This window comes from Paenibacillus sp. FSL K6-0276, assembly GCF_037977235.1.
Taxonomy (GTDB): Bacteria; Bacillota; Bacilli; order Paenibacillales; family Paenibacillaceae; genus Paenibacillus_AQ.
The window spans coordinates 397880-420217 of record NZ_CP150276.1 but is presented as its reverse complement, the minus strand read 5'-3'; the positions used below and the strand labels follow the sequence as shown (position 1 = coordinate 420217).

At 47.7% G+C, this 22338-nt stretch carries 17 protein-coding genes, 2 pseudogenes and 1 riboswitch; of the genes and pseudogenes, 3 read left to right on the top strand and 16 right to left on the bottom strand.

Going from position 1 to position 22338, the window contains the following annotated elements; translation table 11 throughout:
• The first annotated feature begins 33 nt into the window (after window positions 1–33).
• Window positions 34–1308, top strand: a complete 1275-nt coding sequence (gene odhB / locus MHH52_RS01910; RefSeq protein WP_340006300.1) for a 2-oxoglutarate dehydrogenase complex dihydrolipoyllysine-residue succinyltransferase — start codon at window positions 34–36, stop codon at window positions 1306–1308.
• An 85-nt stretch (window positions 1309–1393) separates the two neighbouring features.
• On the opposite strand, the gene MHH52_RS01905 is transcribed toward odhB, so the two are convergent.
• The 15 genes and pseudogenes from MHH52_RS01905 to MHH52_RS01835 all read right to left on the bottom strand — a co-directional run bounded on the left by MHH52_RS01905 (window position 1394) and on the right by MHH52_RS01835 (window position 16561).
• A complete protein-coding gene (locus tag MHH52_RS01905) occupies window positions 1394–2209 on the bottom strand; it encodes a hypothetical protein (protein WP_340009878.1) in 816 nt (271 codons plus the stop codon).
• A 54-nt stretch (window positions 2210–2263) separates the two neighbouring features.
• Window positions 2264–2392, bottom strand: a pseudogene (locus MHH52_RS01900) (sigma factor-like helix-turn-helix DNA-binding protein); the annotation flags it as partial.
• 30 nt (window positions 2393–2422) lie between these two features.
• Window positions 2423–2593, bottom strand: coding sequence for a sigma factor (locus tag MHH52_RS01895; RefSeq protein ID WP_340006299.1), 171 nt, complete (start codon window positions 2591–2593; stop codon window positions 2423–2425).
• 139 nt (window positions 2594–2732) lie between these two features.
• Complete coding sequence (gene iolE / locus MHH52_RS01890; RefSeq protein ID WP_340009455.1) at window positions 2733–3629, bottom strand: myo-inosose-2 dehydratase; 897 nt, start codon at window positions 3627–3629, stop codon at window positions 2733–2735.
• 39 nt (window positions 3630–3668) lie between these two features.
• Window positions 3669–5624, bottom strand: coding sequence for a 3D-(3,5/4)-trihydroxycyclohexane-1,2-dione acylhydrolase (decyclizing) (gene iolD / locus MHH52_RS01885; RefSeq protein WP_340006298.1), 1956 nt, complete (start codon window positions 5622–5624; stop codon window positions 3669–3671).
• A 25-nt stretch (window positions 5625–5649) separates the two neighbouring features.
• Complete coding sequence (locus MHH52_RS01880; protein WP_340006297.1) at window positions 5650–7110, bottom strand: CoA-acylating methylmalonate-semialdehyde dehydrogenase; 1461 nt, start codon at window positions 7108–7110, stop codon at window positions 5650–5652.
• 107 nt (window positions 7111–7217) lie between these two features.
• Window positions 7218–8228 (bottom strand): 5-dehydro-2-deoxygluconokinase, encoded by a 1011-nt coding sequence (gene iolC / locus MHH52_RS01875; protein ID WP_340006295.1) that lies wholly within the window; start codon window positions 8226–8228, stop codon window positions 7218–7220.
• Between the two features lie 335 nt (window positions 8229–8563).
• Window positions 8564–9598, bottom strand: a complete 1035-nt coding sequence (locus MHH52_RS01870) for a LacI family DNA-binding transcriptional regulator (RefSeq protein WP_340006293.1) — start codon at window positions 9596–9598, stop codon at window positions 8564–8566.
• A gap of 158 nt (window positions 9599–9756) precedes the next feature.
• Window positions 9757–10587: a 5-deoxy-glucuronate isomerase gene (gene iolB, locus MHH52_RS01865; protein ID WP_340006291.1), complete on the bottom strand. Its 831-nt coding sequence runs from the start codon at window positions 10585–10587 to the stop codon at window positions 9757–9759.
• Between the two features lie 45 nt (window positions 10588–10632).
• A complete protein-coding gene (gene iolG, locus MHH52_RS01860) occupies window positions 10633–11670 on the bottom strand; it encodes an inositol 2-dehydrogenase (protein WP_340006289.1) in 1038 nt (345 codons plus the stop codon).
• Between the two features lie 146 nt (window positions 11671–11816).
• Entirely contained in the window at window positions 11817–12095 is a 279-nt protein-coding gene (locus MHH52_RS01855; RefSeq protein ID WP_340009453.1) for a glycosyl hydrolase-related protein, read from the bottom strand.
• 186 nt (window positions 12096–12281) lie between these two features.
• Window positions 12282–12673 (bottom strand): annotated as a pseudogene (locus tag MHH52_RS01850) (glycoside hydrolase family 38 C-terminal domain-containing protein); the annotation flags it as partial.
• Window positions 12674–12854: 181 nt separating this feature from the next.
• Window positions 12855–14105 carry an OFA family MFS transporter gene (locus tag MHH52_RS01845; RefSeq protein ID WP_340006288.1) on the bottom strand — a complete coding sequence of 417 codons (1251 nt, stop codon included), beginning with the start codon at window positions 14103–14105 and terminating at the stop codon, window positions 12855–12857.
• 126 nt (window positions 14106–14231) lie between these two features.
• Window positions 14232–14960 carry a LytTR family DNA-binding domain-containing protein gene (locus tag MHH52_RS01840; protein ID WP_313639002.1) on the bottom strand — a complete coding sequence of 243 codons (729 nt, stop codon included), beginning with the start codon at window positions 14958–14960 and terminating at the stop codon, window positions 14232–14234.
• On the bottom strand, window positions 14957–16561 hold the full coding sequence (locus MHH52_RS01835) for a sensor histidine kinase (RefSeq protein ID WP_340009452.1): 1605 nt from the start codon (window positions 16559–16561) through the stop codon (window positions 14957–14959). The genes MHH52_RS01840 and MHH52_RS01835 overlap by 4 nt, the downstream gene beginning before the upstream one ends.
• Window positions 16562–16823: 262 nt before the next feature.
• On the opposite strand from MHH52_RS01835, the gene MHH52_RS01830 reads away from it, so the two are divergent.
• Both MHH52_RS01830 and MHH52_RS01825 read left to right on the top strand, forming a co-directional pair.
• Window positions 16824–17339: a nucleotidyltransferase family protein gene (locus MHH52_RS01830; protein ID WP_340009450.1), complete on the top strand. Its 516-nt coding sequence runs from the start codon at window positions 16824–16826 to the stop codon at window positions 17337–17339.
• 355 nt (window positions 17340–17694) lie between these two features.
• Window positions 17695–17793, bottom strand: a riboswitch (purine riboswitch).
• 229 nt (window positions 17794–18022) lie between these two features.
• Window positions 18023–19117: a GGDEF domain-containing protein gene (locus MHH52_RS01825; protein ID WP_340006285.1), complete on the top strand. Its 1095-nt coding sequence runs from the start codon at window positions 18023–18025 to the stop codon at window positions 19115–19117.
• 76 nt (window positions 19118–19193) lie between these two features.
• Here the strand turns inward: MHH52_RS01825 and MHH52_RS01820 are convergent, their stop codons facing one another.
• Complete coding sequence (locus tag MHH52_RS01820) at window positions 19194–22316, bottom strand: EAL domain-containing protein (protein WP_340006284.1); 3123 nt, start codon at window positions 22314–22316, stop codon at window positions 19194–19196.
• Between the last annotated feature and the right edge of the window lie 22 nt (window positions 22317–22338).

Below are 22338 nucleotides of genomic sequence, written 5' to 3'. Positions count from 1 at the left end.
CGTAAACCATTATGTTGGGGGAGGTCACGGCCTGTGTCAGAAATCTTAGTACCCGATTTGGGCGAATCCATATCCGAAGGAACGATCTATAAGTGGTTAGTTAAAGAAGGCGATACCGTCGGTCAAGGGGATGTGCTTGCTGAGCTAGAAACCGATAAGGTCAATCTCGAGATTAGTGCGGAGGTGGAGGGTGTCATCTCCTCCATCCTACGTCAAGCGGGCGAGAACGTAGCCGTTGGCGAAGCCATCGGCATCATTGGAGCCGCTAGCGGCAGTACACCGCAGGCCGCTGAGAGCAAAGCGCCTGAAGCGGCACCGGCAAGCGGCAGCGCAGCAGCCGCACCTGTAGCAGCGCCCGAAGTCGCTGTAGCGGGTGGCGAAAGCCCCGCTGCACTGGCATCGCCGGGCGCACGCAAGCTGGCACGGGAGCGCGGCATCGACCTCGGCGAGGTTAGCGCCCGTGATCCTATCGGCCGGATTGGTCAGGCCGATGTGTCGGGTCATGGTGCAGCAGCGCCGCAGGCCGCTGCACCGGTAGCTCCGGCGGCGCAAGCCAAGCCGGAGCCAGCGAAGCCGGCAGCGAGCAAAGCCGCGCCGGAGGATGGCAAGAACGTGGAGCGCAAGCGCATGTCGCGCAGACGGCTCACGATTGCTAGCCGCTTGGTAGAAGCGCAGCAGACCGCAGCCATGCTCACCACCTTCAACGAGGTGGACATGACAGCGATCCTCGACATCCGCAAGCGCCGCAAGGATGCTTTTAAAGAGAAGCATGAAGTTGGACTAGGCTTCATGTCCTTCTTCACCAAAGCCGTGATCGGTGCACTGAAGACCTATCCACTGCTGAACGCAGAGATCGACGGTGAAGATCTGGTCGTTAAGAAATTCTACGACATCGGTATTGCCGTTGCAGCTAAGGAAGGTCTCGTGGTTCCAGTTGTCCGTGACGCGGATCGACTGAGCTTCCCGGAAATCGAACGTCAGATTGGCGAACTCGCTTCCAAGGCACGCGCTAATACGCTAAGCCTCTCCGAGCTTCAAGGTGGTACGTTCACCATCACCAACGGTGGTGTATTCGGTTCCTTGTTATCCACTCCGATTCTGAATACCCCTCAAGTAGGTATTCTAGGGATGCATAAGATTCAATTGCGTCCAATCGCGTTGGATGAAGAAAGAACCGTTAACCGTCCAATGATGTATATCGCCCTTTCCTACGATCACCGGATCGTTGACGGCTCTGAAGCGGTAAGCTTCCTCGTCAAAGTGAAGGAATTGCTGGAAGATCCAGAAGCACTGCTGCTGGAAGGCTAATTTGCGCTAAGCTCCTAATAATAGAAAAAGGACAATCACGAGGTTTAGTCTTCGTGGTTGTCCTTTTTTATATCCTGCTACTCTTCTACTTCAACAGCTCCCCAGCCAACTGCAAAAATTGCTCCTCAGTCAAAGTCTTATTTCCATAGCTAGTGAGTGTATAATACGCATCCTGCTTCTCATTATACCAATTCAGATAATCGTAGCTGACCTCTTCCTTTACTACTTTGTTATAGATCACTTCTGTCCCTGCGACCATAATTTTATTCGCTTGATTCTCAGGCTCCTGCTCTACAAACATTTTGCCATCTTTCATGATCGATGCAGAGATACCTATATAAGCGTTGTCCTTCGAATAAGTAGCGCTTATCCAGCCGGGCTCCGACCACGGTATAGCCTTCATGAATAAATTACCGTTCCCTTTATCCTTGTTTGCCTGGGCAGTAAGATCTTGTAGTGTATCCTGATATAGAGAACTTTTCTTATCTGCATCTGTAGTCGGAAGATTAGGGTTTATAACCCCATATTTAAAAGCATACCCTGCTGCCAATTCAGGGAGCTTTGGTGCCCCTGTCCGTTTGATTTCCTTCAAGAAATCAGAATATGCACCTATCCGCTGCTCTTTATACTTAAAAGACAATTCTGTCGCCAGGCCTAATGCGCCTGCTTTATTTTTCACAAGATAGGCGATCAGTTCATCCGGTTTAGCAAATGCGTATACCTGCGCTGCATATTTATCAAAAGACGCTACTCCCGCTGCTTCATTCGGCGCGACATGTTGAACCTTCACTACCCCTTCACTATTGCGGATCTGAATATATTCCGACGCAGCATAAGCGGTCACAGAGATCAGTAGAAATAGTGTTAACATACTGGCAACAGCTGTTGTTTTATTCATCATCCTCAGTGAGAACGATCGTTTTCGGGTTGATATACTATGCTTGATTCGATTCATCCTCTTAGTCAGCGCATTGGGCCTAACCCCTAGAATCTCACTTATCTCTGTATATGTTTTCTCCTCAAACACCCTCAGAATAAGCATATTTCTCTCCTCCAGAGACAACCGCGATAACGTAGCTGACAATGAAGGATTATACAACCGATCATCCAGCTCTTATTCGGGACTTGCAGACATAACCTCTGGCCGGAAGATACGCATGACCTGCTTTTGCAGGCGACGCTTGCGCAGTAGATTCAAGCAGTGGTTATAGGCGATACGGTAAAGCCAAGCCGAGAAATGCACCTTCGGTTTGTAGTGATGTATAGACTGATAACCCTTTACCAAAACATTAAGAAGTTATGTATAAAGTAAACTTATCATTGATTAGATATTGAAAAATGCGGGGTGCGCACAGCTGTAGCCGTGCAACCCCGCATATATATCTGCCCGTCCGTCAAACAATGATTGACTGCCAGTCATTGACTTATAAACCGCTGATATCCCTGATATAACGGCGCGCCTTTATCGCATATTCTAACGGATCTGCAAGCGCCGGGTCCTGCTCCGCTTCGACCACGAACCATCCTGTATAGGAGTGCTGTGCCAATTCCGAGAAAATCTCTTCAAACGAAATGCAGCCATCACCAGGTACGGTGAATGCTCCCGCTTTTACAGCCTGCAGAAAGCTGAGCTGATCCTGCATGACACGCTGGGTGACCTCAGCACGTATATCTTTCAGATGTACATGTTTAATCCGGGGTAAATGCTCTCGTAGCACTTCCAAGGGATTCTCACCGGCAAAGGCCAAATGACCGGTATCGAACAGTAGGGATACCTCACTGGGCTCCGTAAGTTTCATCAGTTGGGCAATTTCAGCCCCCGTCTGTATACCAGTCCCCATATGGTGGTGATACACAAGTGTCATATCTTTTTCGGCAGCCAGACGACCCAGTCCACTCAGTCCATTAGCAAGTGTGACCCACTCTGCTTCCGTGAACACAGGCTTATTAGCGAACAGCGGTGTATCCATTTGCCCCTGAATGCTCCGCCCCTGCTCTGAAACCACAATCACTTTTGCCCCCATCACATGTAAAAAATCACGGTGCGCGCGAAAGGCCTCAGCTGTCTCCTCATACGGACGCACAGTCAGATACGCGCTGAACCAGGCGCTAGCAATTTCAAGTCCACGAAGTCCCAGTGCCCGGTGCAGCTGCTCCGGGGAGCGTGGATATTTATTTCCTACCTCACTTCCCTGGAACCCGGCAAGTGCCATCTCGCTAATGCACTGTTCAAAGGTATTGTCCTTTCCCAGTTCAGGCATATCATCATTGGTCCAAGCGATGGGAGCAATCGCCAGCTTGACCGCATGTTCTTTGAACATCATCGATTCTACCCCTTCCGTTTCACAATATTACAGATTCTAATAACTTCGCGCCTTTCCAAGCTGCCCAAGCTTCTGCTCATAGGCCGCTTGGACCGCTTCACTGTTGGACACTTCCGGTACACCGACATGCCACCAGGCTCCGTAGCCATGTGTCATTGTCTTTGGCAGCACCTTGATGTCGATCAGCGTGGACCGCTCTTGCATTCGAGCTTCCTCAAGTGCGTTTAGAAGCTGTTCAGGCGTCGTCGCACGGAAGGTTTTGACTCCATAACCGGCGGCACTGGCGGCATAATCTATGTGCATCAGTTCTCCACTCAATTGGCCCTCCGGGCCGCGGTAGCGAAATTCAGTGGCCATGCTGTTTAGACCCTGCTCCATCTGCAAATTGTTAATACAACCGAAGCCAGCATTGTCCAGCAGAATCACGTTAATTTTCTTGTTCTCCTGAAGGCTTGTCACCAGTTCAGAGTGCAACATTTGATAGCTACCGTCTCCTACCAGCGCATATACTTCCCGTTCCGGTTCAGCCAATTTCACGCCGAGTGCACCGGAGATTTCATAACCCATGCACGAAAAACCGTATTCCATATGGTAAGTATCCGGCACAGCGCAATTCCACATCCGCTGCATATCACCTGGCAGACTGCCTGCGGCCCCAATGACTATAGCATCTTTCGGGAGGTGCTCATTGAGTATCCCGAGTACTTGTGTTTGCGTCAGAGAAGTATTCAGCATCGCCGCATACTCGGAAAGCTTGTCATCCAAGTGCCCGGCAATTTCGGGCACAAAGGAAGCTGAAGCACTGTTCGCATCCTCCTTCACCGGATACTCCACGCCTGTGAGACGCTCTCTTTCCACTTCCCATACCTTCCTTGCCGACACGATTTCGTCCGTATATCCTGAACGGTAACCGCGCTCCTCCAGGGCTTCCGTCAGTGCTTTCAAACCTTCGGCAGCATCGCAGACTACAGCCAGAGCATCCAGTTTAGCAGCATGATAAGGAGAGGCATTGATCGTCAGAAACTCCACTTCGGAATGCGCAAACAGACTCTTCGAAGCAGTGGTAAAGTCCGTAAACCGAGTGCCAACACCGATCACCAGATCCGCTTCTGTGGCCAGGACATTGGCACTGCCATTGCCGGTAACGCCTATACCACCGAGATTGTAGGCACAATCGCTTGCCACTGCACTTTTTCCAGCCTGCGTTTCGCCGAACGGGATGGCGAATTTCTCGGCAAAAGCACGTAAGTCCGCTCCAGCATTCGCATACCGGACTCCTCCACCGCAGACCAGCAAAGGTCGCTGTTTACCTGCAATAAGATCAGCCGCCGCGGCGATCTCATCTGGACGGGGAAGACGGGAAACGACCCGGTGGATGCGCTTGCGGAAGAACTCAATCGGATAGTCCCAAGCTTCCCCTTGCACATCCTGTGGCAGTGCGATCGTAACCGCTCCGGTGTCGGCCTGATCGGTCAGCACACGCATTGCATTCAGCAATGCCGACATCAGCTGCTCCGGTCGATAGATCCGATCCCAATATTTACTCACCGCTTTAAATGCGTCGTTGACCGTGATCGACAGGTTATAGGTATGCTCCATTTGCTGTAGCACTGGATCGGGCTGGCGGGTAGCAAATGTGTCACCAGGCAGCAGTAGCACCGGAATCTGATTCGCTGTCGCGGTGGCGGCGGCCGTCAGCATGTTGGCCGCTCCCGGACCCACCGAGGCGGTGCAGGCCATAATCTTCCGCCTGCGATTCTGCTTGGCGAACGCAGTTGCTGCATGAACCATTCCCTGCTCGTTTCTCCCCTGGTAGACCGTCAATGCACCTGGTGCTTCCTGCAGCGCCTGACCCAAGCCGAGGACATTGCCATGACCGAAAACGGTGAATATACCGTGTACGAAACGCTCCGCTCCTTCGCCAAAGTCTACATATTGCTGATCTAGAAATTTCACCAGCGCCTGCGCCGTCGTTAATCTGACCGTATCCACATAAATCCCCCCCCTTCGTCTGTTGTTATTGCCAGCGGGCAGTAACGACTTTTTTACGTGTATAAAATTCGATTCCGTCGCTTCCATTCGCATGAAGATCGCCGTAAAAGGAATCCTTCCAGCCGGAGAAAGGGAAGAAGGCCATCGGTGCTGGCACGCCGACATTGACACCAAGCATGCCTGACTCGATATACTCCCGGAAATAGCGCACTTTCCCGCCATCGTTCGTAAAAATGCAGGCTCCGTTAGCAAACCGCGACGCATTGGCGACTTCAACCGCCTCCTCCACATCCTTAACGCGGATCACCGCAAGGACGGGTGCGAAAATTTCCTCCTGCCAGATCTTCATTTCCTGGGTCACCCCATCGAAAACCGTCGGTCCGATAAAATAACCCTGTCCCTTCACAGCGGCGTCCTCTCGGCCATCCCTGAGCAACTTCGCTCCCTCAGCTACACCCTGTTCGATATAAGCAACCGTTTTGTCCTTATGATTTTGGCGGATAACCGGTCCAAGAAACGTGTCTTCACTCAGGCCGTTGCCAATGATCATACTGTCACATTCACGCAGCAGAATCGAGATTAACTCATCCGCGACCTCTTCCTGCACCGTTACCACGGAGCAAGCCATGCAGCGCTCTCCGGCAGAGCCGAAAGCAGCGTTAACAATCTGCGATGCCGAAGCTTCAAGGTTCGCATCAGCAAGCACGATGGAATGATTCTTCGCTCCTGCCAACGCCTGAACTCGCTTCAAATGTGCTGTTCCCTTCTTATATACATACTCAGCTACCGGCTGCGAGCCAACGAAGGAAATCGCTTTAACATCCGGATGCTCTAGCAGCCCGTTTACAACATCATGTGCTCCGTTAACTACATTGAGCACTCCTTTCGGAAGTCCGGCTTCCGTCATCAGTTCCACTAAACGCGCCGCCAGCAGCGGTGTACGTTCGGAGGGCTTCAGCACAAAGGTATTACCACAGGCAATAGCTAGCGGGAACATCCAGCAGGGTACCATCATCGGAAAGTTAAATGGAGTGATCCCACCAATCACACCGATGGGATAGCGATACATTCCGGACTCAATGCCTGTCGCGATATCCGGCAGCTGCCGGCCCATCATCAGCGTCGGCGCACCAGCCGCGAATTCCACACACTCGATGCCGCGTTGGACTTCTCCGTAGGCTTCCTTAAAGCTTTTTCCGTTCTCCAGCGTAATCGTTCTCGCCAGTTCATCCCAATGCTCCACCAAAAGCTGCTGGTATTTGAACAAGATCCGTGCTCTTCGCGGCACCGGCGTTTTGGACCATCCTGCAAAAGCCACCTTCGCTGCCGCCACAGCCCGGTCTACATCTTCTCTGCCGGACAGTGGAACTCTGGCTAATTCCTCACCCGAGGCCGGATTATACACCGGATCTGTCTGCTTCGTGGCTGCTTCTACCCATTGCCCGTCAATATAATTGTGCAGAACCTGTACGTTTTGCTGTTCCATCCTACCCACTCCTTCGACTCTAGTGATGTATTGGTGCAAATGTTGTTGCTACCATGTTAATGATTGCTATAGTGACTGAATTAGTGTTCTCTGATACTGCCGTCTGATTACTCAGCCCCTGAGACGATTTCCTCATTAGTTAATAAGAACGCTTCCAATTCATCTAAAGTTGGCATTGCATCGGAGCAGCTATGACGTGAGATGACGATGGATGCGGAGGCACTGCCACGTCTCATGGCATCGCTAACGCTTTCACCTCGCATTAGACTGTGGATAAAGGCCGAAGCGTAAGAATCACCTGCACCAAACGTCTTCAATACCTTCGTAGGAAAAATACCACTCTGGTGCTTTTGTCCGTCCGCCGTATAGGAGATTGACCCGCTTCCTCCATGCTTGATGACGACTAGCTTCGCTTGGTGCGAGAACCAGCGATCTGCCGTTGCTTCATCGTCAGCATCTGTCTCATTGTACAAGTTCTCCATCATATTAAATTCCTCACGAGTGCCAATGATACAATCGCATTTCTCAGCTGCTAGGTTATAATAAACCGCTGTTTCTGCGGCTGACTTCCAGGTATATGGACGATAATCCAGATCAAAAAATACAGTGACATTATGCTTCCGGGCAAATTCCAGCGTGACAAACACGGCTTCACGGGACGGGCTTTGTGCCAATGCGGTGCCTGAGATCAGCAGCGCTTTAGACTTTCGGATGTAATCTTCTGAGATCTCTTCGGTATCCAGTAGCAAATCCGCCACATGGTCCCGGTACATCAGAATACTACATTCCTGAGGGCTCCGTATTTCAGTAAAAGCAAGTCCAGTCACCGCGCCTGTCCGGTCAACGCTCACCTGACTGTCGTCAATGCCATTCTGCTGCAAATAGGTTCGGATAAAAAGCCCCATTTGATCATCCGCGATCTTGCCGATGAAACCAGTGTTCATTCCTAGCCGCGCTGCGCCGATCACGATATTGGCGGGAGATCCGCCGACATATTTGGTAAACGTCATCGTCTCTTCCATCGGTCTTCCGGTTTCATTGGCATTCAAGTCAATACAGAGCCTACCAACAGCGATTAAATCCAGCGGCCGGGTAGGATCGAACTGCAAATCGTTCATAGTGACGCCTCCTTGAAAAAAACTTCAGTGAAATGGATTCATGAAAAAGGATCAAACAAAGCTCTGGGTATTTATGAGAAGCAACCATTAATGGGGTGAGGTGGGGTAAGCGCTTAACCAAATTTACATTAAGTATAGTTTAGAATTTAAGGTTTTGCAATCCTGAAGTTTAAGCGAAGTAGCGATTGGGGGATACTGACCAGAAATCAAGCAACAAAAGACCAGTCCACCGACAGAAAGCAGCGGGTGAACAAGTCTTCAGATAACAGATAATATAAGGGATATATATTGTGCAACTTATACTTTCTTAATGTTTGCGCAAATTCCATTGCCACTTAAAGCGGCGCAGGACCCGTGGAATGACGGACAATCAACTCCGGCATCAGCATAATCTTGCGCTTGGGACTAGAGGGATTAACGATGGATTCGTTCAGCAGAATCATTGCTTGCTCCGTCATCTCACGCAAAGGCTGGGCAATACTGGTCAAGGTAGGATGGCAGATTTCAGCCAGCATCGTATTGTCAAAACCCACTACGGACAGATCAAGAGGAATCGACAACCCTGCGCTGCGCGCCTCCTTCATTACCCCGATCGCGAGTAGATCGTTGCAGGCAAATATAGCGGTCGGTCGGTCTTCCGCCTGACTCAACATCGCGGCTGCCGCCTTGCGTCCATTCTCCAGTGTGGCCGATGTATGTATGATATTGACCGGATTATCAAACGGAACACCCGCCGCCTTCAGCGCATCTAGGAAGCCCTCAGCGCGCAGCTTGCTCCCTGGCAGATTGTCGGAGATGATGCCTAGTCTGCGATGTCCCAAGGACAGTAAATATTCCGTCGCCTGATAGCCTCCCTTATAGTCATCCACAGTGACACTGTTGCTCTCAATGATCCGGATATCGGCCGAGAACAACACTAACGGCACTTGGTCGGCCAGCAGATGGCGGATCATGTCCGTACTTCCGGTATGAGAAGCAATAATCAGGCCATCCACTCTTTTGCGCAAGAGCAGCGAAATATACCTGTCCGCCTTCTCGTCGCTCCGATCGGTACTGCACACGATTAAGTCGCTTCCTTGCTCCTGTGCATAATCCTCAATGCTACGGGCCGCCTCTGCAAAGAAGGGGTTGGCGATATCGGGAATCATCAGTCCGATGGTTCCCGTCCGCCTGCTCGTCAGCGCAGAGGCCACCAGGCTCGGCCGGTAGTTCAGCTCTTCCATGATCCGGTTAACCTTCTCCCGTGTCTTGTCACTGATTCTCCCGCTCTTGTTCAACACCTTGGACACTGTAGCGATGGAGACTCCCGCTTCCCGTGCCACATCATATATTGTAGGTTTCATCGTCAGTAAGCCCGCCTTTGCGTTCATGCAATCTTATTCCTCGATTATAGAGAACTCACCCAGTGGTGTCTATTCAGCGATACCAAATGCTTGTCCAATGCGGCTAATGTTTGGTGAATAATTTCAGAGAAAAATAAATGCACAAGAGAGGGCCTCCGCCATGCGGAGGCCCCTATTGCGCTTGCTTATTCCCGCTCGTCATGTCTGTGCTGCTTCGTCCTAAATAGCCATTCATGATCCGGCTCATTGTGGAAGGCCCAAGTACGGACCGGACCCGCCATCACATTAAGATAATATGAATCATAGCCCGGTGGCGCGGACACCGGATGATAGCCCTCCGGAACCAGCACGATGCTGCGGTCGGGCACAGACATTGTTTCATCGAGACTACGGTCATCATTGTACACCCGCTGCACTACAAAACCATGGGCAGGATTTAACCGGTGGTAGTAAGTCTCTTCCAGATACGACTCCCCCGGTAGATTCTCCTGATCATGTTTGTGCGGAGGATAACTGGACCAATTCCCACCGTCCGTGCGCACCTCTACGACAAGCAGACTCTCGGCCTCACTTTGCTCAGGAAGAATGTTGGTCACCCGGCGCGACATGCTGCCAAAGCCGCGATCCTCAACCACTGCATCGGATGGAGCGATCAGACGCGGCCCGTATTTGCCCGTCCCCGGTGCAAGACAGACGGCAAGCTCCAGTTCCGTCAAAGCTGTAACTCCATACCTTCCTCCAGCCGGAATATATACCGCATAAGGAGGCATATCCTCAAACACAGACATGCGCTCTCCGATGTCAGTGAACAATTGACCATCCGCCCTTACGTTCGCCTTCCCCGCTAATAGTACAAGGCAGATTTCATTCCCTTCCGTACTGCGGTTCAGAGTATCACCAGCCTGCAACTGATACACTTCAAAACCTACATACTTCCACCCGGCACTCTCCTTGCTCACTGCCGCCACCAGTCCATCCTTGCCAGGCGGTCTTCCCTTTATGAGTAATTTGGACACTTTCATAGCCCCCCCGTCTTCATGGTATGCAGCCGCTTACAAAACCTACATTGCCGATACTTTCTCTCCGGCACAATGAGTCAGCTTGACCGGAAGCCCGGTCAGGTGCGATTCTTTCGCAGCTTCGGCAATCCGTTCTGCTTGCTGTCCGTCAAGACCGCTGCAAATAATCGGTTCTTGCAGGCGGATTGCCCGGGCGAACGCGGAAATCTCTTCCGAGAATGCTTGGTTATACCGCTCAAGGAAAAAATGAAGTGGCTGATCGCGCGTGACCGAAGCGGCTGTGGATACTTCCACAGTTGTCGGGCGGCAGTTATCGGCGACGGCCGAACCGCCGGAACCGAACACTTCCACCCGTTGATCATAGCCATATACAGCCTTCCGACTGTTATCAATAACGCAGATTGCTCCGCTAGCAAAGGTCAGTGTAATGACTGCCGTGTCTACATCTCCGTTGCGTCCGAACATCGGATCAATCAGATTGGCGCCCCGGGTATACACTTCAGCCACTTCCTCACCCATCAGGTAGCGAGCCATATCAAAATCATGAATCGTCATATCCATAAACATTCCACCAGAAGAACGTACGTAAGCCTCGCCCGGAGGCTGCGGATCACGCGATGTAATCTTCACAATTTGTGGGCTGCCCAGCTCCCCCGACTCAACCAGCTGCTTGAGTCTGCGAAAATTCGGGTCCATCCGACGGTTGAATCCGACCTGAAGTAAGACGCCCTCTTCCTTTACAGTCTGCAATGCCTTGCTTGTCTGCGCCGATGACAGGCTGATCGGCTTCTCGCAAAAAATATGCTTTTTAGCGCGGGCAGCCTGCTCGATCCAGTATGCATGGGAATCCGTTGGTGTACAGATAAACACCGCTTCGATCTCAGGATCATTCAGTATATCTTCCCCGCTCACAAATATGGAGCCAAGGTTCCGGCTTTCCGCCCAGACCAACAATTCCTCACCTATTACAGCCTCAGAAATAGATTTTAGTTTAAATAATGGCATCATACGCAGATTATCTGCATGAAGGCGGCCGATTCTGCCTGCGCCAATAATACCTACTACGATTGGATTTACCATTTTCACTTATCCTCCCCAAGGTTAAGCGCTTAACCCTCTCGTGATTAGTATACTCCACACACCACCAAGGCTACAAGTAAATATTTCCCCATTTTAAATTGCATTTTAATTACAGCTGAATTGAACTACCCCATTGGGGCTTCCTCTCATTGTTGAGCCCTTCCCATATTTATTCTAAAGGTTCTAATCTCGTAGGGCTTGATCTGGAATGCCAACTCTTCCTCCCGCCACGCTTCCTGCGACTCCTCCATCAAATTACATTCCTGCCAAGACGAAATAGGGTACGCGCTCTTCACACTCACCTGCTTTCGTGAACCAGCATATTCATGCAGGCGTAGCAGCACATACACCCCATCCTCCGAACGCTTTATAGCATCAACTAGCACATGCTCACCTTCGATAGAGAATAGTGGCTCCCCTTCCATTTCTCCCGGTACGAAACGCAGGGTATTATTCAACTCCCAGGCCTCTTGGACAACTCCGCCCTCCACAAAATCGCCGGTATGCGGATAGAGTGCGTAAGTGAAGGTATGACGGCCCTGATCCTGATCTGGATGGGGGTGAACGGCTGATTTAAGCAGTGTCAGCCGCAGCACGCTGTCTTTGATGTCATAACCGTATTTGCAGTCATTGAGCAAGGCTACGCCATCCCCTTTCTCGCTGACATCGGCCACTGGTGACCAACCGTCTCGAAACGAGCATAATCCCAGCTCGTATTCCAGTGTGTCGGCCGCTTAACATTGCCGAACTGAATATCGTAGGTAGCCTCCAAGGCATGAATATCGACTGGAAATGCCGCTTTCAGCAGTTGATTATGCCCATGCCAGTCCATTACTGTACGGAAGTCAATTCTAGCCGTATCGCGGTAGAAAATAATATGCTGAGTAATCGTCGAGAGATGATACGTCCAGGTCATACGCAAGACAGCCCGTAGCGGACCGTTCTCGACCATTTCCCATTCATCAAGCTGCGAGATTTCAGTCATTTTCTCCTGATAGAAAATATCGATATCCCAAGCTTCATAATCTAGCGGCTTATCCTCGAATACTTGGAGGACATTGCTTCCAACACTGCTTCAACCACACTATCCTATTGATGTACCTACTTATATAGTTATAGAAAAAAGACGTACAACTGTTGTCAGTTTGCACGTCTTTTTAAAATTATTTAGTTGTCTTACATCCTTAAGCCGTGCGTTCTGCAGCTTTGAGCCGAAGTGCCTTCTCCTCTTCCACCTTCACCACCGGCGGTTTCAGAGAAATCGCAATGATGCAAGCCAGCAGACATAAGAGGCCGAAGATGACAAAGGTTGGTTTAAACCCACCCAGGAAGACGGCGATGAATGAACCGGAAAGGGCACCGATACCGAACCCTTGATAGACGATTCCATAGTTCTTACTGTGGTTCTTCAGACCAAAGAAGTCACTGACAATAGCCGGGAACACTGTAATGTTACCCCCGAAGCAGAACGCAATGGCTGCTACACAAGTGAAGAACAGTCCGAAATTCAGCGTTGCATAGCTAAGGGTCAACATAGCGGCTGCCGTTACAGCAAGCGAAGCGCCTACCAGCTTCAAACGGCTCATTTTATCAGACAAGGCACCCAAGATCAAACGTCCTGCTGTATTAAAAATGGCAATCATCGCTACCGCATTAGCTGCCGTCTGCACGTCAAGTCCAGCCAGCTGCACGCCGATGTCTTTTACAATACCGATCAAATACAGGCCACACATACAAGCGGTGAAAAAAATAATGAACAACAGGTAAGCTTCTTTCGTACGTAGCATTTCTTTTACCGTGTAGTCTTTTGGTTTAGCTATAGTCGAAGTTGATGTTGCACCCAGTGATGCCGCTTGTACTGGAGCTTCTCTTACGAGCAAGGCACCAATCACAATCATCACCATAACAATCATGCCCCAATACATAAACGTATTAGATACACCCACCGAGTCAATCAACCCGCCATTGATGTATTTAAAAATCAAGCTCCCCGTTCCGTAAGCACCCACGGACACACCAGAGATTAAACCTTTATTATTTGGAAACCATTTAATTAAGTTAGATAATGAAGTGATGTAAGCTGTTCCGTCCGCAAAACCAACGATTACACCAACTAGTACATAGAACATTAGAAGCGAATTCGCCTGAGAGCTAAGAATCAATCCTAGACCAAGCACAATCCCTGCGGCGGCAGTTAACCGACGAAGACCAAAACGATCCTGCAATTTCCCTGCGAACAAGGTTGCGAAAGCGAGTGCAAAGCTCGTGATCGAAAACGTAATAGAAACAGAGTTAAGCTCCCATCCGAATTTTGTTACCAGATGTGCATTGAACAAGCTCCATGTATAAATGGTACCTAGACCCATCTGCATAATTACTGTTCCTAATACGATAAGCCACCGTTTGGCGTCTTTGTTGTCCATCGTCGAAGTCATGGTCTATTCCTTCTTTCTCTCTCGTTGTCTGCTACAAGAGCTTCTATTGCCTCTTTATTGTAGCTAAACCAGCGAATGTTGAGAGAAATCCGGCATGAGATGACGAAAATGAAGAATGAACTGCATCTATAGGCGCATAATCTGCCTGAATTCTTTCACCTTACTACGACTTACCGGCACTTCAAAGTCCAAATCGTGCAGGCGCAGCAAGTACGTATTGTTGAACCAAGGGATGATTTCCTTGATCTTGGACAGGTTAACGATATAGGAGCGATGACAGCGAAAAAAACGATCCTCAGGCAGTCGATTATAGAAATCACTGATGCTGAGCGCCATACTATACTCCTCGCCTTTAGTCATTACGCTCGTACTTTTCTCCTGCGCGGAGGCGTAATAAATATCGTCGGCATTCACTACGATAATCTTTTCATTTTTCCACAGGTTTACCTTATCACTGACTGGATTACGTTCTTCTTCCCCCTGTCTCCCACGGGTCGCAAACGTTCCCTCTAGCTTGTGCAGCATAGCCTTAATTCGCACCTCACTGTAAGGCTTCAGAATATAGTCAAACGCTTCAATCTCAAAGGCTTCAGCGGCATGCTCCTTATAAGCAGTAATAAACACTATATATGGTTTCACCGAGAATCTGCTAATATTCTGAGCCAACAGCACTCCATCGATCGAGGGAATATTAATGTCCAGAAAAATCACATCTACCGTCTCAACCTGTAAAAATTTGAGTGCATCCAGCCCGTCTTCAAATTGTGCGGCAATGTCGATCCCACTGTGTGTCTCTATTAAATAAGCCAGCTCCTGTCTTGCCAGCTCTTCATCCTCCACGATGATTGCTCTCATAGGCCCTCCTTTTTGACATCAAAATAAATGTTCGTCCCTTTATCCAACCTCTGAATCGTAAGTCCAGTTCCATAGATGAGCTTGACCCGTTGATGTACATTAAACAATCCGATTTTATTCTCCGGCATATCGCCAGTATAGACCTTCTCTATGGTTTCATCGCTGATGCCAGCTCCGGTATCCCGAATGCCAACTCGCACATTATCGCCTTGATTTTTTACAGAAATCGTTACTGTTCCCGCTCCTCTTACCTTCAGTATGCCATGTATAATCGCATTTTCTACAAGCGGCTGAATAATCAGACTCGGAATTCGAACCTGAACCTCATCAATATCGTAAAGCACGTTCAGACGGCTTCCGAAGCGCGCTTTTTCAATCTCCACGTATTGCTGAACCTGCTGCAGCTCGCGTTTAATATCAATGAATTCATCCGTCAGCTCCAGATTATATCTCATATAACCGGACAGATTCACAATTAGCTCGCGCGCCTTATCCGGGTTAATCCGAATCGAGGACGCAATCGCATTCAGTGCATTGAACAGGAAGTGTGGGTTAATGCTGGTCTGCAGCGCCTTTAGTTCTGCTTTGTTCGCCATTTCTTTAATACCCTCAACCCGCGATACTTCCATTAGTGTAGAGATCATTTGTGACAAACCTACAGCCATAGCTTGGAGAGAATAAGTGATCTTGTGGGCTCTGGTGTAATAGATTTTGAGCGCTCCCGTCACTTCGCCTTTTTCCTTCAATGGAATAATAATCAGCGATTTAATCTCCGGATTGACATAATCACTATCGTCGTTACGGATGGTGATTTCACCACTGGACAACGTCACTTTAGTTTCTTCAGTAATAATTTCATTGGTCGTAGTATAATCCTCTTCTCCAACACCAACGTAAGCGAGAATGAGTCTAGTATCCGTAATAGCTACCGCATCTGCGCCGATATCTTCTTTGATAATTTGGCAGATGGTGCGAAGCGACTCGGGATTAATATTGCGAAAATAAGGCAAGGTCTTATTGGCAATATCCAGTGCCAGCTTGGACTGCTTCGCCGCAATCCGTTCCTTTTCACCTTCCACACTCTGCACTAGCATGACAATCAGACCGACACTAATCTGGCTCATAATCATCGGAAAAGCAATTTTGGACACGATATCCACACCCAGCGACGACGGTTCAGCCATCACCAGAATGAGCAGCATCGTCAGCGCTTCACAGGCCATTCCAGCCAAAATACCCGCCATCCATCGACGCTCGCCAGAGGTACGGCGGTATATCATCCCGGATACAATACCTGCGGTAATACTCGTAATCAGACAAGGAAGAGAGGTTACCCCTCCGATATCAATCAGAAAACGGTGAACCCCTGAGATGATGCCTGTTATGAGTCCTACCCATGGCCCGAACAAAATCCCACCGGATACGATGGCGATAATTCGCACATTCACAAGCGAACCTTCCACATTAATCCCACTGTAGGTACCAAAGATGGCAAATAAACTGAAGATCATCGTCGCTATGGCAAGCTCCTGCGGGGCGTAGGTTCCTTTTTGAAAAATCTCTTTAAACCGCGGCAGACGAGTCAGCACAAACAGACACATCAGCAATAGCGCAGCTCTTTCGAATAATTGCAGTAATATCGTAAACGTATATTGCACGGTCTCCGCCTCCAAAGGACTAGATGTCGACTTATTATAAAGATAGTTCATGCCTCTGTCCATTCAGCCTGTCCTTTTATACCTCTATCGAAACTCTTGTTGTATGATATTAACAGATTGGAAACACGAATATTCGGAGGTGGGCGGATTGCAGAAAATAGAACACGAGGCAGATATCATTCAGCTTGTACAAAATGATCCCTGGATGATGGATATATTAGAAAATGCTAGATCCCTTCAGCTACCCGATTGGTGGGTTTGTGCTGGCTTTGTACGTGCAAAAATCTGGGACACCCTACATGGCTTCGAAGAACGGACACCTTTACCAGACGTTGATGTTATTTATTATGACGACAGCAATCTTCAAGAGGAAGTGGAGAAGCAATGGGAGGCGAGACTAAGAAGCCTGAATCCTACTATACCCTGGTCTGTTAAAAATGAAGCAAGAATGCATACCGTCAATCAACTTCCACCTTATACATCAGCTGTAGATGCGATCTCCAAGTTTCCGGAAACCGCCACAGCGCTTGGACTCTCCCTAGATCCATCGGGTAAAATCATCCTAGTCGCTCCACACGGAATTTCAGACGTAATTCGTGTCGTATTACGACCTACCCCACATTTTACAGAAAAACCGAACTTACTCCCTATTTATGAACAACGCGTTATTAAGAAGAACTGGCAGAAAACTTGGACGCAGTTGCAGATTAGCTCTACCTAAAATAACAAACAGCAAGCCCCAGTATAAAAGGGCTTGCTTTTGTTGTTTTACTACACCGCCAAATCGATACCCACTACACCAACGACATCAGTCTCTTGGAGAATATTTCAGCTAAGGAAGAACTGTACGCCGTAGATACTGAAGTTCATCAGGGTGTTTTGACCTCTTACATTAAAAAAATTCCGGATGTGCAAGCCATTTGGTCCAATCGGACGACTTTCTATACTATTCCTTTTCGATCGATCATCCCTCTAGCAATCCATATCCCTGCGGGACCTGCACCAACAACAATCACATCATATTTACTCATCTGTTCCTCCCTTAAACAAAAAAAATCCCGACTACAACATAGGTATGCCAAAAGCACCCTATCCGTAGCCAGGAATTTACGGTTCCCTGTAGAAACCCCCAAACCTTATCTTCGGGGATAACGAACAGCTGATCATTATTTTTCGATCCAATAGGAATGTTACCGAAAATACACGAATGCACCAAGAGGATAATCACTATATAATTCGCCTTTAAGTATTATTAACATGTATAAACCACCATTAAAATATATATCTCTGTCAAAAGACGAATATTAATCTTAAATTGTTCATTTGGAAATAAATAGTCAAGAGGGGATCAGGGATTATTGTCGAATATATAAGCATATTGCCACTGGAAAAGAGGATCATATTATGCATACTACATCTCAAACTCCTCGACAGACTAATTGGAATCGTGTGCTTCTCAATGCATTCTGGATCATCCTGCTTGTGGATTTAAGTATTCATTTTTTGGATTCTCTATGCTTATGGGGTCAACATCCGGAGCCCCTAACCATAAGCAAGTTTATTACGCAATCGCTGATTCCTGATACCATCATAGTGACTTTGATCATTATTCTGGAATGCATCTATAGATGGAAACCCCTATGGTCCGAGCTCGCCATTACGGTTGCGAGCCATTTATTTGCAGTTCTGATTATCATCAATCTCAGCGATGAACTGTATGGTATATCATTAATTATGCTGCTCCCGCTACTTATATCCATGATCTATATGAAGAGCAGTTATATGAAAGCCACTTCTGCCATTTGTCTACTGTACACGATCATTTTATTCTTCAAGACATCTAATCACGGGTACGTACCGATCACTCAAACTATCATTATTTCGCTTATTTTTGCTGCTACTGCTTTAGCAGGCTTTGCAGTAATCGGTCGTGGGCGTGATTTGATGCAATCCCTAGAGAACTCGGTAAAGTCAGAACAGGAATTACGCATTCAGAATATAATTATGGACCGTCTATCCAAGATCGATCCCCTGACTGACCTTTATAATCATAAGACTTTTCATGAATACTTGGGTTGGCTAATCGAGCATCAGCAGAGTAATCCATTTCCAATGCAGCTAGCCGTTATGGACATCGACAACTTCAAAAAAGTAAATGACACCTATGGACACTCCGTTGGAGATATCGTATTGCAAAAGGTCGCAGCGATCCTCCTCGAGCATATCGGTCCCGATGATTTCGCGGCTCGCTTCGGCGGAGAAGAATTTGTCGTCATTCTGACTTCTAAAACCCTTAATCATTCACATGAGATTATGAAGCAGATTCTAGCAGCCATCTCTAATACACCTTTTACGGAAATGAACGGTAAAAGCGTAACTGTCAGTATCGGTATGCACGATTTCACAGGTACAGATTCCAAGAATTCTACGTTTCAGAAAGCAGATGACGCACTATACGAGGCTAAGAACACGGGGAAGAACAAAATCGTAATCAGCTAAGACAGAACACAACAAATAAGCCCACGGATATTTTCACGGGCTTGTTTGTGTTCATCTATAAGTTTGTATCTGACAGCTAGATCCCATAGCGCCTCTGTGTTTCCAAAAGCTCTACTACTGCCTGCTTTGGTACAGGTCTGCTAATCAGGTAGCCTTGAACCTTGTCGCAGCCTGTTGTCTTGAGGAAATCCATTTGGCTAACCTCTTCTACACCCTCCGCTACGACCTCTAATCCCATATTATGCCCCAGCTGAATAATTGACTGCACAAAAGACTCATTGTTAGCTTTTTCTGAGAGCGAATCAATAAAGGTTTTATCCATCTTGAGCGTTGAAATCGGTAATTGCTGCAAATAGCTAAGTGATGAGTAACCCGTCCCGAAATCATCCAAGGCGATACCAATGCCCTTAGATTTTAGAAACTCCAGCTTGCCAAGGATACTCTCAAATGATTTCATAAAAATAGACTCCGTGATTTCCAACTCAAGACAGCTTGGCTTTAGGCCACTTACAGCCAGACTATCCTGTACCATCTCGATAAAATCGTTCTGAAATAACTGAATAATCGAAATGTTAACCGATATTTTATAAGGAACGCCTGTACGCTCTTGAATGCCTTTCATAAAGACGCAAGATTCACGAAGCACCCATTCACCAATACCGATGATCAGTCTGGAATCCTCAGCAATTTTTATAAATGAAAGTGGGGATACAGAACCAAGTGATGGGCTGTTCCAACGAATTAAAGCTTCAAAGCCTGAGATGAATCCAGTCTGGATATCCATCTGTGGCTGATAGTACAGTTCAAATTCATTGTTGTTCATAGCACTGCGCAAATGCTTCTCTATATTCATTCGTTCATTAAACGCTGTATGCATCGATTTATCATAGACTACATAAGTTCCCTTGCCGTCCTCTTTAGCACGGTACATTGCCACATCCGCATTACTCAAAATTTGCTCGGTCGTCTCTCCATCATCCGGATAAAAGGAAATCCCTACGCTTAGCGAGACGTACAAATTACTCTCACCAATTAAAAAGGACCGCCTGAACACACTCATTATACTCTCTGCCAGGTTCAATACATCCTCACGGTCCTCTATATCCTTAAGAAAAATAACAAATTCATCTCCGCCCAGCCGAGAGAGCATATTCCCTTCCGGCAACACCGACTGCAATCTCTCGCTAACCTTCCTTATGAGAACATCCCCGGATTTATGACCTAAGGAATCGTTGATGTATTTGAAATTATCTGAATCTATGAACAGTAGTGCCGCCTTTCCAACCGGACGCTGTATGTATTTCTCCATGGTCTCTAGTAGGCATAAACGGTTGGGTAAATTACTAAGCTCATCCACATAAGCCAGCCGATGCATATGTTTCTGATTCTCTAGAAGCATATTATATTGCACTAGAAGCTCCTGTTGAGTGGTCGTAAGCTGCTCATATGTCGCCTCGAGTTCTTGGTAGCTGTTACTCAGTTTGAGCTCTGCCTGCTTCTGCTCGGTGATATCAATCAAGGAGCCTATAAATAACCGATCTTTATACTTTGAACTAACGACAGCCTTTCCGCTTACTTCAAACCATCTCGTTTGATTATCCTTGGTCCGCATGCGGTATACAGTCTCGTAGATAGGCGTCAATCCATTCAGATGATCTTGTTTAGCCTTGTAGGATGACAATTGGTCTTCGGGATGAGCAATGCTAAACGCTCCTAGTTCGAACGAGTTGATTTCATCCTTCGTATAGCCCATTAGTTCGCACCAACGATCCGGTAAATTATAACGTCCCGTCTCCCAATCAAGGTCCCACAGATATGCCCCTGAGCCTTCTAGTACAAGCCGGTACCGTTGATCACTTACTTGTAGCTTATCAAATTGCTCCTGCAGCTCGACCTCTGCCGCTGACAATTCTTCGCAAGTAGCTTCCAGTTCCTCATAACTTAGCTGCAGTCTCAGCTCATTTTGCTTACGATCTTCAATATCCACACCTACAAGCACAAAGATATCAGTTGCCTGCTTATCGAGTCCTTTTAATAAGGCTGTCCGAAATGAGAAGTATCGTGCTTCAGATGACTGGTCTGGGAGTTTAATTTCTACGTTGCTAACGTATTCGAGTCCTACTGCCCGGTTCAGCAGATCCCGGATTACAGCCGTACTACCTTTCAAACCATCGATATCCTCAATGTTTACTCCCAGTACCTCTTTCTCGCTTAAACCTGTCATCCGCTCAGCGAACTTGTTAAACCGAACTACCTTTTTATCTGCTTGTACCGCCCACACCACCATACCGCTATGCTCTATAACATCCTCAAAAAATTGATGCTCCGAATAAACAGCACGCCGTAAACGATTATTATACAATTTAAGCAGGACTAAACTAAGAATAAGAAGACAGAATAGAACGATTGCTCCGTAAACCAATCTCTTGTGGATCATGCCTTTATAATAATCAGAATGAGCGAAGAAATAGTTCTGGTACAGTTCTTCAAAAGCACCCGAATGTTGCAATTCCTCCAATCTCTCGTTAATATAAGAAACCAACTCCGGTGTGGACTTATTGATTGCAAAAGCTACATCCCTTGGGTAAAGATCATTCACTTCCTTTATAATACTGTCCGTCTTTCCCTGTTCAACGAGCAGATAATCGACCACCTCCTGATTCTCAAATAGAAGGTCGATCTCCCCTTTTTCTAAGGCCTCCAAAGCCGCAGGAATCGTTGCATATTCTATGTAATCATTAATCCCCAGTTGCCCGTTTAGTACCGTTTCAGAATACTGTCCGTTTCCTAGACCTATCTTATAACTTCCAAGCGTATTTAAATCGATCTCACCCTTAAGCCCTCGCCTTGTGTAGATGGAAATATAACTTTTGAAAACAGGTTCTGAAAATAACAACTCTTGTTTTCGTCTTTCGGTTATTGCCATTAGACCCGCTGTTTCGATATCTCCCTGAACGAGCCGACTATACACATCAGCCCACTTCCCTGTACTGTAGTGGACGTCGTAATCCTGCTTCTCAAAGATCATATTACTCAATTCAATATCAAAACCAGTCATGTAGCCATCTTTATCATATTTATATGGTGGATATTCCAGCTCTACTTGATACTCTATCTCCTTTCTTTCGGCGTGAATGGCAGTAGGAGGTAAGAGCATAAACAGAATGCTAATCAGAAGCAACAGTTTGCACCGCTTCATCGATCATTCCCCCTTTTTACTG

Bases quoted from the DNA above. Each gene is read 5' to 3' on its own strand.
- MHH52_RS01905 (WP_340009878.1), bottom strand. From the start codon at position 2,209: ATGATGAATAAAACAACAGCTGTTGCCAGTATGTTAACACTATTTCTA.
- iolE (WP_340009455.1), bottom strand. From the start codon at position 3,629: ATGTTCAAAGAACATGCGGTCAAGCTGGCGATTGCTCCCATCGCTTGG.
- MHH52_RS01880 (WP_340006297.1), bottom strand. From the start codon at position 7,110: ATGGAACAGCAAAACGTACAGGTTCTGCACAATTATATTGACGGGCAA.
- iolC (WP_340006295.1), bottom strand. From the start codon at position 8,228: ATGAACGATTTGCAGTTCGATCCTACCCGGCCGCTGGATTTAATCGCT.
- MHH52_RS01870 (WP_340006293.1), bottom strand. From the start codon at position 9,598: ATGAACGCAAAGGCGGGCTTACTGACGATGAAACCTACAATATATGAT.
- iolG (WP_340006289.1), bottom strand. From the start codon at position 11,670: ATGGTAAATCCAATCGTAGTAGGTATTATTGGCGCAGGCAGAATCGGC.
- MHH52_RS01855 (WP_340009453.1), bottom strand. From the start codon at position 12,095: ATGGAAGGGGAGCCACTATTCTCTATCGAAGGTGAGCATGTGCTAGTT.
- MHH52_RS01845 (WP_340006288.1), bottom strand. From the start codon at position 14,105: ATGACTTCGACGATGGACAACAAAGACGCCAAACGGTGGCTTATCGTA.
- MHH52_RS01840 (WP_313639002.1), bottom strand. From the start codon at position 14,960: ATGAGAGCAATCATCGTGGAGGATGAAGAGCTGGCAAGACAGGAGCTG.
- MHH52_RS01835 (WP_340009452.1), bottom strand. From the start codon at position 16,561: ATGTGTCTGTTTGTGCTGACTCGTCTGCCGCGGTTTAAAGAGATTTTT.
- MHH52_RS01830 (WP_340009450.1), top strand. From the start codon at position 16,824: ATGATGGATATATTAGAAAATGCTAGATCCCTTCAGCTACCCGATTGG.
- MHH52_RS01825 (WP_340006285.1), top strand. From the start codon at position 18,023: ATGCATACTACATCTCAAACTCCTCGACAGACTAATTGGAATCGTGTG.
- MHH52_RS01820 (WP_340006284.1), bottom strand. From the start codon at position 22,316: ATGAAGCGGTGCAAACTGTTGCTTCTGATTAGCATTCTGTTTATGCTC.